Origin of the sequence: Synechococcus sp. RedBA-s, assembly GCF_024345495.1 — a bacterium.
In the GTDB taxonomy this organism is placed as follows: domain Bacteria; phylum Cyanobacteriota; class Cyanobacteriia; order PCC-6307; family Cyanobiaceae; genus Regnicoccus_A.
This window is the reverse complement of the sequence record NZ_JAGQBF010000047.1, coordinates 1-13,609: the sequence shown is the minus strand read 5'-3', so window position 1 is coordinate 13,609 and position 13,609 is coordinate 1. Positions and strand designations below refer to the sequence as shown.

The following is a 13,609-nucleotide window of genomic DNA, read 5'->3' as shown; positions in this document are numbered from 1 at the left end:
TGCCTGGACCGTCGGCAATGACGAAGTCCGCGTCCTGGGCGAGCACCGGCAACTCGTTCAAGATGGTGTCCGGGTTGTCCAAGCGGACGGCTTTCACTTCAGGTCGTGCCTCTCGAATCCACTCCGACGACGACTGCTGCGTATCGCAATCGGCGAGCGTGACTCGATGGCCCTGGTGAGAGAGCCACGCGGCAAGGTGAACGGCGAGTGTGGACTTGCCGACACCGCCCTTGGAGTTTGCGACGACGATGATCATGCTTCAACGGATAGCACGATTGCAGGCTTGCTGGCAAGCACTCTTTCACGCTGGCAGGACAGCTCGCTGTCCGCCTTGCTTGCTGGCGTGCTTTCCTGCTGACGTGCCAGCACGATGGGACGATGGACAGCCAGCCAGCAATCCAGACAGCAGGCTGGCAGGCTTTCAAGCTGGCATGATGGCAGGACATCCAGACGGCAAGATTTCACGGTGAAAAAACGGCCTAAGCACTGCATAGGGGAGACGTCTGAACACTTTTCGTCTTTGTCCGGTCGTTCCACGATTGGTGTGTTGAACACTCCCGGGAGCCGCGCCGAAGCGGGGCTACGGGCCGCAATGCCGCTACCGGTGAGCGGTGCTCAGGTTGAGAAATGCGAGTAGAGCGTTAGCGATGCCGACCACGGTCGTCGCCGTGTTGACTGGCGTGCTTGCCGTTGAGGTCGCGGAGGATTGGTTGGAGTACCTGCACCACGGAGGCCGCGGCCATGATGCCCATGCAGACTATCGCGACCTTGTTGAACACGGCAGCCTCCCCGCCTGAAGCGGAGCGAGCCATGCTCTGGGCGGTGTTAGCGATGTGAAGAGGGCTTGGTGTCGTCATACGTTCTCAGAGCTCCAGCCCCATACTAACTCACCTTGGTCCCTGCGAGTGTGACAGTTTCGTGACATCTCTCGGCGCCGCGGGTCGCAGACCGCTGGGATAGTGCCCGTTCGTAGAGACTGAATGCCTGGCGTCGGACGAGCTCCGGGTCGGGCCAGTTCTCAGCCTGTCGAGCCTGCTCCACGTATGCGGCAAGGGCGCACCCGTGGAACAGGTCATCGAGAATTCCGATGTCAGGCCATCGTGTAGTTTCGGCAGTAGGCATGACGCTCCCATGCCTCTTCGATGATTGCCATCATGAGGTCGAGATACTCGTTCCCCTCCGGTCCACCAATCTCCTCAAAGTTCTGGAGGCATGCGAGCGTGTCGATAAACGCAAGCCGGGCGGTAGGAGGCAGTCGGTCAATGCGTGCTTTCTGAGACGCGGTATACACAGGTTCGTAGCTTGTCTCAATCATGGTCATCCCCTCTCGAAAGTCATGCACACGTCATGGAGCATCGGGATGATGGCACCCCCGTAGACCTTGCGGCTACTGCTCGCTCCGTGGCTGAACCGGATAATGTCGGTGCAAGATTGCCGCAGCCCCGCCTCATATGCAAGCCGTTTTGTGTGGTACACCAGCGGCACGAGCCCGACCTCGCGGTCGATGTAGTCGCCCATGAGAATGACCAGCCGGCCACGGGGCAGGAGCACCTGTACCGACGCTTGAATGAAGGCGGCGTATCGCTCAAGAAACTGGATAAGCGTACTTGTCCGTGACAGGTCGCGGCAATCGGTCGCATAGAGCTTCTGTCGCCAGTATGGCGGGTGAACCCAAACGAAGTCGGCGCCGTCGCCGGCCAGCGACCGCATGGCATCGCTGCTTGTGGCATCGAACCCGGCGTGGATGTCGCCACTCCGACACTCGATAAGCAGTTCGTGGCACACGTCTTGGCATGTGCCGCTCCCCGACATCGGGTCAAGCACCATCCTCGGCCGGAAGAACGTCAACAGATCCCTGATGAGATTGCCGCCGCAGTTGCCGGGATAGCCGCGATTGCCGTAATCACCACCGTCATCGTGATGATAAAGGCTGGTCAGGTGCGGTACTGGGCTTCCGGTGCGCGGTGCCTGGGGCAGCTTTGCGTACACGGGCTCATTCGGGAGCGGAGCGTCGCTAGGTATGGCTCGGTGACGCTTGGAAAAGAACGGATTGGTGAGTGTTGAAGCGGTCATGGTGTAGTCCTTTCAGGTAGAGGCGGGCCATGCTGGCCCGCCAGGTTGTCGAGCGATTAGTCCTTCTTGTCGGTGGCGACGCGAAGCGAGATGCGTCCATCCAGAGGCACGGCCTCGATCTGGATGTTGAAGCCGTTGCCGTCCGCGTGTGCCCACGCTGACCCGATGCGGGTCCAGATCGCCTTCTTGCCCTCGCGGTCGCGGACCTGGTAGGCAATGTGGCTGGGAAGTCGGCTGTTCGCGTTGCTAGCGGTGGTGTTCGTGTCGGTCATGTGAAGTCTCCTTTGTTGTGTGCAGGACACGCCTATCGCGTCCCGATGGCACGCTCACAGAAGCCGCGACTGGCGGGGCGCAGCGCACCCGTCAAGCGAAAGGCCGAAGGCTTCCGCTCGCGGAAAGCGGCCCTTGCAGCTTGACCGGACCGACAGCGGCTTCAAAGTGCCATGACGAGGACGCGGGCAGTGTCCAGCCCACCGGGAGACACACCGCCACGTTCCACCGCGCTGCAATGTGCTGACAAACACCCTGCAACCTCGCCGAGAAACAGGACGTAGCAGTGCGAGCATCGACACGCGCAATGCGTGGGCGAAGCTGCGTTAACGGATTGGAAGTGATTTCGTGATAGGGTGAACCATGCTGCGCGTGACACAGAGCAACCGTGCGGCCCGTGCCAAGAGCTACTACAGCACGGCCGACTACTACACCGAAGGACAGGAACTCGTCGGCCTCTGGCGGGGCAGAGGGGCAGAACGTCTCACTCTCGCCGGCAGGATCGAGCGTGATGACTGGGACCTGCTCTGCGACAATCTCCAGCCCGAGACGGGAGAACCGCTCACAGTTCGGCGAAGGACCGAGCGTCGCGTCGGATATGACTTCAACTTCCATTGCCCGAAGAGCGTGTCACTCCTGTACGGGCTCACTCAGGATGAGCGCATTCTCCAGGCATTCCGCGAATCCGTGGATGCGACAATGGAAGACATCGAAGACGAGGCCAAGGCACGGGTTCGACGCGGCGGAAAGAACGAGGATCGCGGTACAGGAAATCTGATCTGGGGTGAGTTCGTTCACTTCACGGCACGTCCTGAGGACGGCGTCCCAGATCCGCATCTGCACGCACACTGCTTCGTGTTCAATGGGACGTTCGATCAGGCGGAGGACCGCTGGAAGGCCGCACAACTGGGCGATATCAAAAGGGACGCGCCGTACTTCGAAGCGGTCTTTCACTCGCGTCTTGCCCGCCGGCTTGAAGAGCTTGGTCTTGACACTCAGCGCACGGCAAAGGGCTGGGAACTGAAGGGCATCGCAACCGAGACGCTGGACAAGTTTTCCAGACGAACAGCACGAATAGAGAAGCTCGCCAAAGAACGCGGCATCACGAATCCTGACGCAAAGGCTGAACTGGGCGCACAGACTCGTTCGGGTAAAGCCAAGGAAATGACCATGCCGGAGCTTGACGGCCTCTGGCGGTCTCGGATGACGGATCAGGAAGCGGCCGGGCTGGACGGGTTGCTGCGGCGTATGGGCCGCGAATCCATCGGAGAGGATGACCGCGCCGCCGTTGATGCGGTGGAACGGGCGATAGTCCACAGTTTCGAGCGGTCTTCAGTCCTCCCTGAGCGGACACTCCTGGCGGAAGCACTGCGACAGGGCGTCGGGAAGGCTTCGCGAGAGACGATCGAACGGCTTGCTGAAAGCCAACCGCTTATTCGGGCAACACGAGAGGGCCGGCGACTGGTGACGACTGAGGAAGTGCTCCAAGAGGAAAGCCGAATGCTCGCGTTCGCTCGTGGCGGGCGCGGAACGTGCCGGCCAATCAATCCGAACGCTCGGCCTGTGCTCGACGGGCGACTCAACGCGCAGCAACGAGCCGCAGTTCGGCACGTCCTCGAATCCCGTGACCGAGTCACGTTGATCCGCGGTGCAGCCGGCGTTGGGAAAACCACGATGATGCAGGAGGCTCGCGCAGCGATTGAAGAAACCGGGCTCCATGTCTTCGCCTTCGCACCATCAGCCGGAGCCAGCCGCGGCGTGCTTCGCACGGATGGATTCGAGTCCGCTGACACGGTGACTCGACTGCTTCTCGATCAGAAGCTCCAGGCTGAAGTAGAAGGCGGCGTCATCTGGATCGATGAGGCCGGCCTGCTGGGAACCAAGACGATGCGTGAGGTCTTCGACGTGGCCGGTCGGCACCATGCTCGTATCGTGCTTTCCGGCGATAGGCGGCAGCACGGGTCGGTCGAAAGGGGTGCTGCCCTCCGGCTTCTGGAGGATGAAGCCGGCTTGAAGCCAGCCGAGATCAAAGAGATTCAGCGGCAGAGAGATCAGTACAAGCAGGCCGTCAAAGCCCTGAGCGATGGCGATGTCTCGGAGGGGCTCCACAGACTCGACACACTCGGCTGGGTCCGGGAGCTTCCGGAGGAAGAGCGAAACCGGGAACTCGCAAAGGCGTACGTCGGCTCACTCAAGTCAGGCAAGACTGCGCTCGTGATCTCACCGACCCATGCCGAAGCCGATGCAATCACGTCGGCGATTCGAGGCCAGCTTCGAGAACAGAACCTCCTGAGCAAAGAAGAGCGCGAGATCGCGCAACTCGTTCCGGCGAACCTGACGCTCGGCCAGCGGCTTGACCCCACCAGCTATCAGCCTGGGGATGTCTTGGTCTTTCACCAGAACGCGAACGGGTACAAGCGGGGGCAGCGGCTTATCGCGGGACGGGATGGGGTTCCGTTCGATCAGGCCGCTCGCTTCACGGTGTTTCACCAGCGAACACTCGGAGTCTCCGTCGGTGACCGAGTTCGGATCACTCGCAACGGCAAGAGTGCCGGTGGGCAGCGCCTCGACAACGGCGACGTATATGCGGTGCAGAGCTTTGCCGCCGACGGCGATCTCGTCCTGGAGAACGGCTGGAAACTCTCGAAGGACTACGGCCATCTTGCCCACGGCGTTGTGCTGACGAGCCATGCGAGTCAAGGAAAGACAGTGGACAGAGTCTTCATCGGACAGTCTGCACAATCGTTTCCGGCGTCGTCACGCGAACAGTTTTATGTGAGCGCTTCGCGCGGAAGAGAGCAGGTGGTGATCTTCACCGATGACAAGGCCGAACTGCTGCACGCGATAGGCCGGACCGATGAGCGTCTGAGCGGCACCGAACTCGTGGAAGGCGTTGACCCGGTTCGCCGACACGCAATTCGTGAGCAGTTAAAGCTGCAGGAGACAGCACAAACGGCCGGTGACGCTCGTCTCGGCCCGGAACGGGAGGCGATTGACTATGACCGATAGACTGCTCGATAAGTACACGAAGAGACCTTTGGCGGACGCTCCGAAGCCCGAACCGGAAACCGATGAGGCAGAGGACTGTGGCTGCTTCGGATGGCTCCGCGGCGTTCGCGAACGCTCCATCATGCTGGAGCTTCGGAAAAAGGACGGCCACATTCTCGCTGTCGGCTACTCGTGGCTGGAGCGGGTGGAGTTTGACCCGTCGGAGGGCATCACTTTGCACCTTCCCGGCCGGAAGATCAAGATCACCGGTTCGGGTCTGAATTCTGACGCTCGACCGACCGTTCGCCTGTTTGACGGCATCATCCGCCACCGAGTTCCGTGGATTCGCGAAGCGGACCGGAGCGAGGGGTTAAAGACGGGAGAGCAAGCAGCGTTGGTTGAGGGCATCCAGTGGGATGAATGACCGGCCGGCGATAAACTGCTCGCCATGGCCCATGCGAACGAACAGAACGGCAGTCCCCGGCGCAAACGCGTCAAGTTACCTCCAGCGCAGGCCGGGGTGAGCAATCCTCACGGCAAGACCCCGCGTCACAAACCAACAAAGCCGATTCTCTTGGAGCAGGCAAAGCGGCTCACCGCGAATGTCAGTCGTATGAACCAGCCCGGATTGCGAGGGCTGCTCGCAACCGCGGTTCACGAGTTGGCTCTACTTCCAAATGTCGTCAACCTGGTGTGTGACCTTCTGCGTTACGGAACTCCCGAAGAGCAGCGTCATGCCGCGCAGGCGATCGGTTTCCTTCGCTTCGATCCTTCAACGGTAGTTCCAGTACTTGAATGGGCATTGCGCAATGGCGATGTCCCCGATGCGGCCGCCTTGCCGCTCGGCAAGTGTGGGTTCCTCGGCGTTCCAGCGTTACTTAGCGGGGCACAAAGCAGCGACCCACTGCGTCGGCTCGCTGCGGTGAGGGGGTTGGAAGACTGGTCTGGCCGCAACGACGACGTTCTTGGCGTTCTCGTCGATGCACTGTCTGACGGCAATGAGGATGTACGTTCCACTGCGGTGTGTGCAATCAGAAATCTGACATGGAGCCATCGCTTGACGGCTAGCCGTCTATTGAGAAATAGGAATGTCAAAGGTGACAGCGATAAGGTCGGCGATGTACGGGAAGCGATCAACTACATGGTGACACCCGGTTCCGAGCTGCAACATGCGCTTCGCAGCGACACGGATCGGGTGCGGAAGACCGCGGCGCAGCACTTCCCGGATTCGGTCGCCTTTGATGAACGCTCGATTGCGCCGCTCAACCAAGTCGCAATAAATGACCCGTCAGAAGAGGTCCGGTTGGCCGCTCTTCTCGCGCTGGAGCAGATTGGTCTGAGTGCGGGAGAGGGCTTGTCAAAAGTGTTGGCCGCGCTAGAACAGGCTGTACGGAGCCACAAACACTCGGACGTGCGCACCCGCAGCCTGCTGGTACAGGAGAGAATCCGAGATACTCTCGCGCGTGTTGTGAGCGTACCTCGTACGTCTCTCCGGGTCACGTCACCGACGCGCCGCGCCAAATCGCCTCGCAAAACTACTGGGCTTATTGCTCCCGGAAACGGAGTACTGGCGGTATTGAACACGCTTTTGGGATGGGGGCCCGCTCCCGTATCGCAGCGAAGCTTGCGACGCTCGGAAGCGCTGAAGACTGAAAGACGAAAGCTCGGGTTGGAGCCTGACGTGAGTGCCGGCTCTATTCAGAACTACCTCACACTACTTGCCCGCATGTGCGGCGTCCCAAGCATTCTAGAGACTGACGGGAAACGCCAGAAGTCTTGGCTTCGCGATGGCGTGGTGGAGAAACTCCACACCATCTCGATTCAGTTGGTTCCGTTCGTTAAGGCAGGAGAGGCGCGCGAAGTCGGCGGCGCAGAGTTCGTCCCTTGATCGAAGAACTTGACATCCGCGGCAGCGCTGTGCTTTGGTGTATGACGGTCAATGTCGCAACACACGCAGTGCTTATGTCAACGCCCTCCGATCCGCTACCCCCAATCGACTGGACGACGATTCCATTTCCCAGCGACCGATGGTCGTTAGGCGAAGCACGGAAGCGCTCTGACGGAGATGTGGAAGGGCTCACGAATCTGATCCATACTCTCGTGAGCAATGAGCGCACTGTCGCAGCGCACGCGATGATTCACGAGCTCAGCGATAATGCTGACAGACGACGAGTAGGCGACGTGCTGCTGGACGTGGAAACGAAGACACTCGCGGCGCAGTATGTTGAACTGGGAATCGCGCGCGGCAAGCACCATGCGAAGCAATTGGTTGACGACTTGATCGCCGCGGCCCGCGCAAACGTACCGGGCAAGTCCGATCGCAGCCGCGATTGAACGCTCCCCCAGTCGGCCGTTCCATCGATGCCATACTTCTGACGACGCCGGCTCAACCCGAGGACGCGGCACGTGTTCATCTTCCTTTGAGCGCGCTGACAAACGAGCGGTCGCCGTTAAAGTGTTTGTGTGATCGCTGCGAGCAGTTCGCATGCGTATGCACTTGGGCTCCCGCATAGACGCTATGCCACTGAGCGACCTTCGTCGGCGTTCTTAGCCCTGTCTTTCAAAGGAGACTGTCTGATGCTGAACCCCCTGCAACCACTGCTCGACCGCTGCTCACGCGGCTTCACCATGCCTCAGAAACTCGGCGTTACCGCGCTCGGGCTGCTCTGGGTGATCAGTCCGCTCGACCTCGACTTCCTGCCGCTCATCGGTTGGATTGACGACGTGATGGTGCTAGACCTGCTCCGCCGCGTGTGGATGGCGCCTCTGCTGCCCCGTCCCAACGGGCACGCCACTGCGGTCATTCGGCCGGCTGTCTCGGGCACGTCATGTGGACCTCGATCTATGGTTCGCCGTGAGCATGCAGGAGGTGCCCGATGAGCGGTCAACTCCAAGTCATCGCGCTCGCGGACATCGAGCACACACCTCAAGTTCGGCAACGCTTCGACGAAGAGGCGATTCAGAGCCTTGCCGAGAGTATCGCCGAGACCGGGCTTCAAGAGCCACCAACGGTTTACAGGGAAGGGCACAAGTTTAGAATCATCGGTGGAGAACGCCGCGTTCTGGCTTTCGAGTGTCGTGGTGAGCTGAACATTGAAGCCCGCGTAGTTGACGCTCCTACCTCGGGTGCGGAACTCATTGTGCGCCAACTTGTCAGTAACTCCCAGCGAGTCGATCTCAACCCTGTCGAGCGTGCCCACGCAATTCAGGCGCTCCTCGATCATGGCCTAAGCCCTCAGGACGTGGGGCGGAAGCTTGGGTGCACTCCCAGCCAGATCACCAAGTCGCTCGCAGTACTCAAGTTGCCGCCGCAACTTCAGACGGAAATCGCTGCGGGCCGATTGTCCGCAGACTCTGCCTACCTGCTGTCGCGCGTGGAAGATCACAAACGTCAAGCTGTCCTCGCCGCTGAGGTCCTCGGCAAGACGTTGCCTCGTGACGGGCTGGCCAGAAAGCTCAAGCGGATCATTGGAAGCGAAGCGGAACGCAAGAACGGTCCGTCACGAGTAACTGCCATACTCGGCAATGGCCGCTCCGTCACGCTTGCCGGCAAGGGGCTGTCTCTCGATGCCGTCATCGAACTCTTGGAGCAATTGCTCACTCGTGCCAAGCGGGCCAAATCGCAATCCCTCTCGCTTGAAACGTTCGCCCGCGCCATGCGGGATCAAGCGACCAAGGCAGGAGCATCCACATGAACTGGTGGCGACGCAAACCCCTCAGTCAACGCGCTCGGTTGGATTTCGACCCAAACGCCGTGCTTCTGGAATGGGCGGCGGGAGCGCGTTGGACAATCCGGGATTCGTTCTCCGGAGTGCAAGTGCTGGGCGCAACCGGGTCGGGTAAGTCGAGCGGATCGTTGCCGCGCATCTTCGAGAGCTACCTCCGATCCGGCTATGGAGGCCTGTTCCTCACCGTGAAGCCGGAGGACCGATCCATCTACGAGCGCTACGTCCGCAACGCCGGCCGGTTCGATGACTTGCGGCTCTTCTCGCCGCGTGCTGACCTCCGCTTCAACTTCATCGCCTCGGAGATGGAGCAGAGCGCTGAACCGGTAGGGCTTGCTGAGAACATCATGAAGTTGATCATGACCGTGGCGGAACTCGGTGCCCGCAACAACGGGTCACGCGGCGGCTCGGACAACGCCGAGTACTTTCGCCTAGCCGCGGAACAGTTGTGCTACTACGTGCTCCTCATACTGGTGCTCTCGGGCCTCGAAGTGAGCGTTCCAAATCTCCATCGCTTTTTGCTGTCGATAGCACGGAGCCGCGAGGAGAGTCTCAGTGATGGTTGGCAACAGAACTCTTTCTGCTTTCAGTGCCTCAAAGCCGCGGACAAGGCACCCAAGAGTCCGTCACACCTGGAAGACTTCAAGATGGCGACCGGCTTTCTCATGGAAGAGTGGCCTTCCATGAACTCGCGTACCCGCACCACGGTAGAAAGCACGCTCACCACGGCCACTGGTTCTCTCGGCCGGGGGCTCGTGCGGGACATGGTGTCGGCACCGCGATCGAACTTCTCGCCGTCCATGCTGTTTGATGGCGCGATTGTCATAGCTGACTTTCCGGTGCTCCAGTATCGCGATGTGGGCCAGCAGATCCAAGTCATCCTCAAATACTGCGTCCAGCGGGCGGCCGCACGGCGCGATGTGTCGCGCAATCCGCGAGGGGTCTTCATCGGAGCCGATGAGCACCAGTATCTCGCGGTGGACGCTGACCAGGTGGCGCAGACTACGGCTCGAAGTTCCCACTTAGCAGTAGTCAACGCGACCCAGTCGCTCTCAACATATCTGGCCGCATTCGGGCCACAGTCTGAAGCGAAGGTGCATTCGCTTCTAGGCAATCTCCAGACTCAGATATTCCACCAGCAGACCGACACGGAGACGATCCGCTACATCCAGGAACTCATCGGGCGATCGCGGCAGTTCATGATGAACGGCAATAGCGCCCGCGGGGGCGACTGGCTGGCGCCGCTCTTCGGCAACAGCAGCGGCGGCTCGGCAGGATTCTCAGAGACGTACGAGTATGAACTCCAAGCGCGTGACCTTAACGGGCTCGCCAAGGGCGGACCGCCACACTTTACGACGGAGGCAATCGTGTATCAGGGCGGGCGCACGTTCCCGAACGGCCGGACGTGGCTGCCCGTGACATTCATGCAGAAGCGTTAGGCAGATCCAAAGAGAGGTCGGTGAAGGCACGGGTGTTCCGCGCCTCGCTGTCCCTCGCACTCAGCAAGGAGCATCGAAATGCAGCAACAAGAGCAACAACAACCCGGCGGATGGACTCCGATTCAGGACGCGCAGAAGGCAGCAAGCTGGTTCGTCCTGGCCGCTCGTGTGGTGGCAAGCCCGCTGGAGGTGATTCTTCGAAGGAACTTCGGCTCGAAGTATTTTGGCATTCCGTCCGCCGTCGCGCTATTCGCGGTGCCGGCGGGGACGCTCTTCTGGCCCGACGAAAGCCCGGTGGGCATCTGGGCTCTCTGGATCTTGTTCGTCCTCATGCAACTCCGTGCGCGGCTTGAAAGTGTGCGGATGGTCGCCAAGGGCGAGGTCATTCACACGCGGTACAACGGCTGGCCTCGGCTGGCATCGATCTTCAAGCGAATGCCCGAGCAGAAGATCAAGGCAGGGCTGGAGCCAGTCGTCGTGTTTGTCGCCGGCGCACTGCTCATGCAGGTAAGTCAGCCACTCGGCAGCTACCTGATGGTCGCGGCATTCTCCTTGGGATTCAACCACAGCGTGATCGAAGCTGTCGAGCGGGCTCAGGCCCTCGAAATGAACGACGCCTTGATCGAGCAGCAGGCCATGGCGGAGCGTTTCCGCCAGATGCAGCGCGATCGCTAACCAGGAAAGGACAACCCATGAACTTGCGCGAAAATCTCAGTCGGAGCAAGGAAGTGCTCGCGGGCTACTTCCGGCAGGGGCTCCATGAACTCGGAGCCGTCTTCTACGGCCCCGGAACGGCAGCACAGCCGCCCGAGTATGGCATGATCGGCACGAAAACGCCGGGACAGGTCGCGGATGGACTCCGTGGCACGCCAGACCGAGGCAGCGGCAGGGACGAGCCGGCACCATCGACTCTGGATTCGTACCTGCGGGAAGCCAAGGAACGCGGTGCGCAAACCCGTGAACCAGAGCGCGAAACTCCAGAAATGGAAAGGGAGTAGCCATGTTTTCAATTCTCGACATCATTCGATTCCCATTACTAGTAGCGATGGTGGTTGGCGTCGTCGTCTGTGTCCGATTCTGCCTTCGTCACCTCAAGGCTCTCGGTAGTCGGCAGCAGGACACTCATGCCCCGATGCCTCGCGTCCGGGTCCGCGTCATTGAGCGAGAGCCCGAGCCGTCACCCGAACCGGAGTATCTAGAGGTGATCTCGACGGTGGAAGCGCTGCCGCCGTCCACTCGAAACCTTGCGCGACGAGTGTGAAGCACCGAAAAGCCATGCCACAGAAACAGACCAATCTCGATGGTCCGCTTGCTCCGCCGGGGCAACCGGCGCTCCCTCCGGGAACACCGGAGTGGATCACCGTCGAACTGGTCCGATTGACACTGAAGGTGTGGCAGAAGCACTATAAAGAGCCGCTCTCGACCCAGGACGCCGTTACAATTCTCCTGAACGCGGGACAGTTGTTCGGCGTCTTGGCTCGGGAGTGAGCACCATGAAACGCTTCGTTGGTCTTGCACGTGTAAGCAGTCGGGAGCAGGAGCGAGAGGGCTTCTCGCTCGCAGTCCAAGAGGATGCTCTCAAGCGGTACGCTGTCTCTGCCGGCGGCGAGATCGTCCGCTTTTTTCGTATCGCGGAAACCGCGAGCAAGAGCGATGAGCGGAAGACGTACCGCGAACTGATCAACTATGCGAAACAAAACGCGGAAGAACTCGATGCCCTGCTGTTCTACAAGGTCGATCGTGCGGCCCGCAATCTCTTCGATTACGTCGAACTCGAACGGCTGGAAAGCGAGCACGGGCTCGCGTTCGTGTCCGTGTCTCAGCCGACAGAGAACAATCCTGCCGGCCGCATGATGCGGAGAACTCTCGCCAACATGGCGAGTTTCTACACCGAGCAGCAATCCGTCGATGTCCGTGAAGGTCTAGCCCGTCGTGTCCAGGAAGGCTGGTTCGTCGGGAAGGCTCCCTACGGATACCGGAACGTCCGCAAGGACGGCCGTTGCGTCACCGAAGTCGATATCGCGGCTGCCGACACGGTTCGTCATGTCTTCCACCTCTACGCCTATGAACCGCTGACTCTCGATGCTCTTCGGGACCGGCTACATGCGGACGGAAGCACCTACCGCTCCGACTCGCTCCGCTTCACCCGAAGCAAGCTGCACTCGATGCTGACGGATCGGTCGTACATCGGCGAGATTCCGTTCAAGGGGCAGTGGTACCCCGGCAAGCAGAAGCCTCTGGTCGATCGTGCAACGTGGGACCGCGTACAAGCGCTGCTGGGCGACAAGGTTTACCACGCCCACCAAATGACCTACGCCGGCGACGTGATCGCCTGCGCCCACTGCGGCCGGGCGATCACTGGGGAACGAAAGACAAAGCGGACCAAGTCTGGCGAGCAGCACTACGTCTACTACCGATGCAGCGGATACACCGCTCCCGGTCACCCTCGCGTCCGGGTCACGGAGGCCGAGTTAGACCGGCAGGTACTGGCACTATTCGGCCGGATGCGGATTGAGGACCCGGAGATTCAGGACTGGTTCCGGGCAGTCCTCGCGTCACAGACACGGGATGCCCAGTCCGATGCCCGTGCCCAGCGGGAGGAACTCCTGCGGCAGTCCTCCCTCCTGGTAGCCCAGCAGGACCGGCTCTTGAACCTGCGGCTCGGGGATGACGTGGATCAGGAGACTTTCGCCCGGAAGCACACAGAGCTTCGGGACCGGCTGTCGTCCATCAAGCTGCAACTGGACGTTCTGGACCGTTCTCACGACGAAACGGCCGAGTTGGCGGCGAAGGTGTTTGAACTCTCGCAAACACTGCAAAACACGTGGGTTTCTGCCGATTACGCCACGAAGCGGCGAATCCTCGAAATCGTCTGTTTGAACTGCCGGCTGGATGGCGCAAGTGCCGTGTTTACAACGAGAAAGCCCTTCGATGTGCTCATCGAAGGGCTTTACTCTCAAACAAGTCGGGGTGAGGGGATTTGAACCCCTGACCTCTTGACCCCCAGTCAAGCGCGCTACCAAGCTGCGCTACACCCCGTTCCCGATTTGTTCCCCGCCGGGCCGCCGCCTGGCAAGGTTGAAAGGATAGGCCGGGCCGCGGGCTTTGGAAAGG

17 protein-coding genes and 1 tRNA gene are annotated in these 13,609 nt (G+C 60.6%); 12 read left to right on the top strand and 6 right to left on the bottom strand.

The window, feature by feature from the left end; translation table 11 throughout:
• Nucleotides 1–256: ParA family protein (locus KBY67_RS13855; protein ID WP_255111667.1), on the bottom strand; the 256-nt coding region annotated here is incomplete at its 3' end.
• The gene (locus KBY67_RS13850; protein WP_255111665.1) at nucleotides 253–555 is read right to left on the bottom strand and encodes a hypothetical protein; all 303 of its coding nucleotides are present in this window, start codon (nucleotides 553–555) and stop codon (nucleotides 253–255) included. The genes KBY67_RS13850 and KBY67_RS13855, both read right to left, overlap by 4 nt.
• A gap of 92 nt (nucleotides 556–647) precedes the next feature.
• On the opposite strand from KBY67_RS13850, the gene KBY67_RS13845 reads away from it, so the two are divergent.
• On the top strand, nucleotides 648–797 hold the full coding sequence (locus KBY67_RS13845) for a hypothetical protein (protein ID WP_255111664.1): 150 nt from the start codon (nucleotides 648–650) through the stop codon (nucleotides 795–797).
• A 293-nt stretch (nucleotides 798–1,090) separates the two neighbouring features.
• Here the strand turns inward: KBY67_RS13845 and KBY67_RS13840 are convergent, their stop codons facing one another.
• From KBY67_RS13840 to KBY67_RS13830, 3 genes are all read right to left on the bottom strand, one after another.
• Nucleotides 1,091–1,321: a hypothetical protein gene (locus KBY67_RS13840; protein WP_255111663.1), complete on the bottom strand. Its 231-nt coding sequence runs from the start codon at nucleotides 1,319–1,321 to the stop codon at nucleotides 1,091–1,093.
• A complete protein-coding gene (locus KBY67_RS13835; RefSeq protein ID WP_255111661.1) occupies nucleotides 1,318–1,989 on the bottom strand; it encodes a hypothetical protein in 672 nt (223 codons plus the stop codon). The genes KBY67_RS13840 and KBY67_RS13835 overlap by 4 nt, the downstream gene beginning before the upstream one ends.
• 140 nt (nucleotides 1,990–2,129) lie before the next feature.
• Nucleotides 2,130–2,345 carry a hypothetical protein gene (locus tag KBY67_RS13830; RefSeq protein ID WP_255111660.1) on the bottom strand — a complete coding sequence of 72 codons (216 nt, stop codon included), beginning with the start codon at nucleotides 2,343–2,345 and terminating at the stop codon, nucleotides 2,130–2,132.
• A gap of 361 nt (nucleotides 2,346–2,706) precedes the next feature.
• Between KBY67_RS13830 and mobF the strand changes: the two genes are divergently transcribed.
• The 11 genes from mobF to KBY67_RS13775 all read left to right on the top strand — a co-directional run bounded on the left by mobF (nucleotide 2,707) and on the right by KBY67_RS13775 (nucleotide 13,479).
• Nucleotides 2,707–5,352: a MobF family relaxase gene (gene mobF / locus KBY67_RS13825; protein WP_255111659.1), complete on the top strand. Its 2,646-nt coding sequence runs from the start codon at nucleotides 2,707–2,709 to the stop codon at nucleotides 5,350–5,352.
• Nucleotides 5,353–5,380: 28 nt separating this feature from the next.
• Nucleotides 5,381–5,755, top strand: coding sequence for a hypothetical protein (locus tag KBY67_RS13820; RefSeq protein ID WP_255111658.1), 375 nt, complete (start codon nucleotides 5,381–5,383; stop codon nucleotides 5,753–5,755).
• A gap of 24 nt (nucleotides 5,756–5,779) precedes the next feature.
• Nucleotides 5,780–7,219, top strand: a complete 1,440-nt coding sequence (locus tag KBY67_RS13815; RefSeq protein ID WP_255111657.1) for a HEAT repeat domain-containing protein — start codon at nucleotides 5,780–5,782, stop codon at nucleotides 7,217–7,219.
• The gene (locus KBY67_RS13810; protein ID WP_255111656.1) at nucleotides 7,216–7,665 is read left to right on the top strand and encodes a hypothetical protein; all 450 of its coding nucleotides are present in this window, start codon (nucleotides 7,216–7,218) and stop codon (nucleotides 7,663–7,665) included. The genes KBY67_RS13815 and KBY67_RS13810 overlap by 4 nt, the downstream gene beginning before the upstream one ends.
• Before the next feature lie 243 nt (nucleotides 7,666–7,908).
• Nucleotides 7,909–8,211 carry a DUF1232 domain-containing protein gene (locus KBY67_RS13805; RefSeq protein WP_255111655.1) on the top strand — a complete coding sequence of 101 codons (303 nt, stop codon included), beginning with the start codon at nucleotides 7,909–7,911 and terminating at the stop codon, nucleotides 8,209–8,211.
• Nucleotides 8,208–9,026, top strand: coding sequence for a ParB/RepB/Spo0J family partition protein (locus KBY67_RS13800; RefSeq protein WP_255111654.1), 819 nt, complete (start codon nucleotides 8,208–8,210; stop codon nucleotides 9,024–9,026). Before KBY67_RS13805 ends, KBY67_RS13800 begins: the two co-directional genes overlap by 4 nt.
• A 38-nt stretch (nucleotides 9,027–9,064) precedes the next feature.
• A complete protein-coding gene (locus KBY67_RS13795) occupies nucleotides 9,065–10,495 on the top strand; it encodes a type IV secretory system conjugative DNA transfer family protein (protein WP_255111653.1) in 1,431 nt (476 codons plus the stop codon).
• A gap of 78 nt (nucleotides 10,496–10,573) precedes the next feature.
• The gene (locus KBY67_RS13790; RefSeq protein ID WP_255111652.1) at nucleotides 10,574–11,170 is read left to right on the top strand and encodes a hypothetical protein; all 597 of its coding nucleotides are present in this window, start codon (nucleotides 10,574–10,576) and stop codon (nucleotides 11,168–11,170) included.
• 17 nt (nucleotides 11,171–11,187) lie between these two features.
• The gene (locus KBY67_RS13785) at nucleotides 11,188–11,493 is read left to right on the top strand and encodes a hypothetical protein (protein WP_255111651.1); all 306 of its coding nucleotides are present in this window, start codon (nucleotides 11,188–11,190) and stop codon (nucleotides 11,491–11,493) included.
• A 277-nt stretch (nucleotides 11,494–11,770) separates the two neighbouring features.
• Nucleotides 11,771–11,983 (top strand): hypothetical protein, encoded by a 213-nt coding sequence (locus KBY67_RS13780; RefSeq protein WP_255111650.1) that lies wholly within the window; start codon nucleotides 11,771–11,773, stop codon nucleotides 11,981–11,983.
• Nucleotides 11,984–11,988: 5 nt separating this feature from the next.
• On the top strand, nucleotides 11,989–13,479 hold the full coding sequence (locus KBY67_RS13775) for a recombinase family protein (RefSeq protein ID WP_255111649.1): 1,491 nt from the start codon (nucleotides 11,989–11,991) through the stop codon (nucleotides 13,477–13,479).
• On the opposite strand, the gene KBY67_RS13770 is transcribed toward KBY67_RS13775, so the two are convergent.
• Nucleotides 13,461–13,534, bottom strand: a tRNA-Pro gene (locus KBY67_RS13770). The two genes, KBY67_RS13775 and KBY67_RS13770, sit on opposite strands and share 19 nt — an antisense overlap.
• Nucleotides 13,535–13,609 lie beyond the last annotated feature (75 nt).

Coding starts and splice junctions, on each gene's coding strand:
- KBY67_RS13845 (WP_255111664.1), top strand. CDS start 648: ATGCCGACCACGGTCGTCGCCGTGTTGACTGGCGTGCTTGCCGTTGAG.
- KBY67_RS13840 (WP_255111663.1), bottom strand. CDS start 1,321: ATGACCATGATTGAGACAAGCTACGAACCTGTGTATACCGCGTCTCAG.
- KBY67_RS13830 (WP_255111660.1), bottom strand. CDS start 2,345: ATGACCGACACGAACACCACCGCTAGCAACGCGAACAGCCGACTTCCC.
- mobF (WP_255111659.1), top strand. CDS start 2,707: ATGCTGCGCGTGACACAGAGCAACCGTGCGGCCCGTGCCAAGAGCTAC.
- KBY67_RS13815 (WP_255111657.1), top strand. CDS start 5,780: ATGGCCCATGCGAACGAACAGAACGGCAGTCCCCGGCGCAAACGCGTC.
- KBY67_RS13805 (WP_255111655.1), top strand. CDS start 7,909: ATGCTGAACCCCCTGCAACCACTGCTCGACCGCTGCTCACGCGGCTTC.
- KBY67_RS13800 (WP_255111654.1), top strand. CDS start 8,208: ATGAGCGGTCAACTCCAAGTCATCGCGCTCGCGGACATCGAGCACACA.
- KBY67_RS13790 (WP_255111652.1), top strand. CDS start 10,574: ATGCAGCAACAAGAGCAACAACAACCCGGCGGATGGACTCCGATTCAG.
- KBY67_RS13785 (WP_255111651.1), top strand. CDS start 11,188: ATGAACTTGCGCGAAAATCTCAGTCGGAGCAAGGAAGTGCTCGCGGGC.
- KBY67_RS13780 (WP_255111650.1), top strand. CDS start 11,771: ATGCCACAGAAACAGACCAATCTCGATGGTCCGCTTGCTCCGCCGGGG.
- KBY67_RS13775 (WP_255111649.1), top strand. CDS start 11,989: ATGAAACGCTTCGTTGGTCTTGCACGTGTAAGCAGTCGGGAGCAGGAG.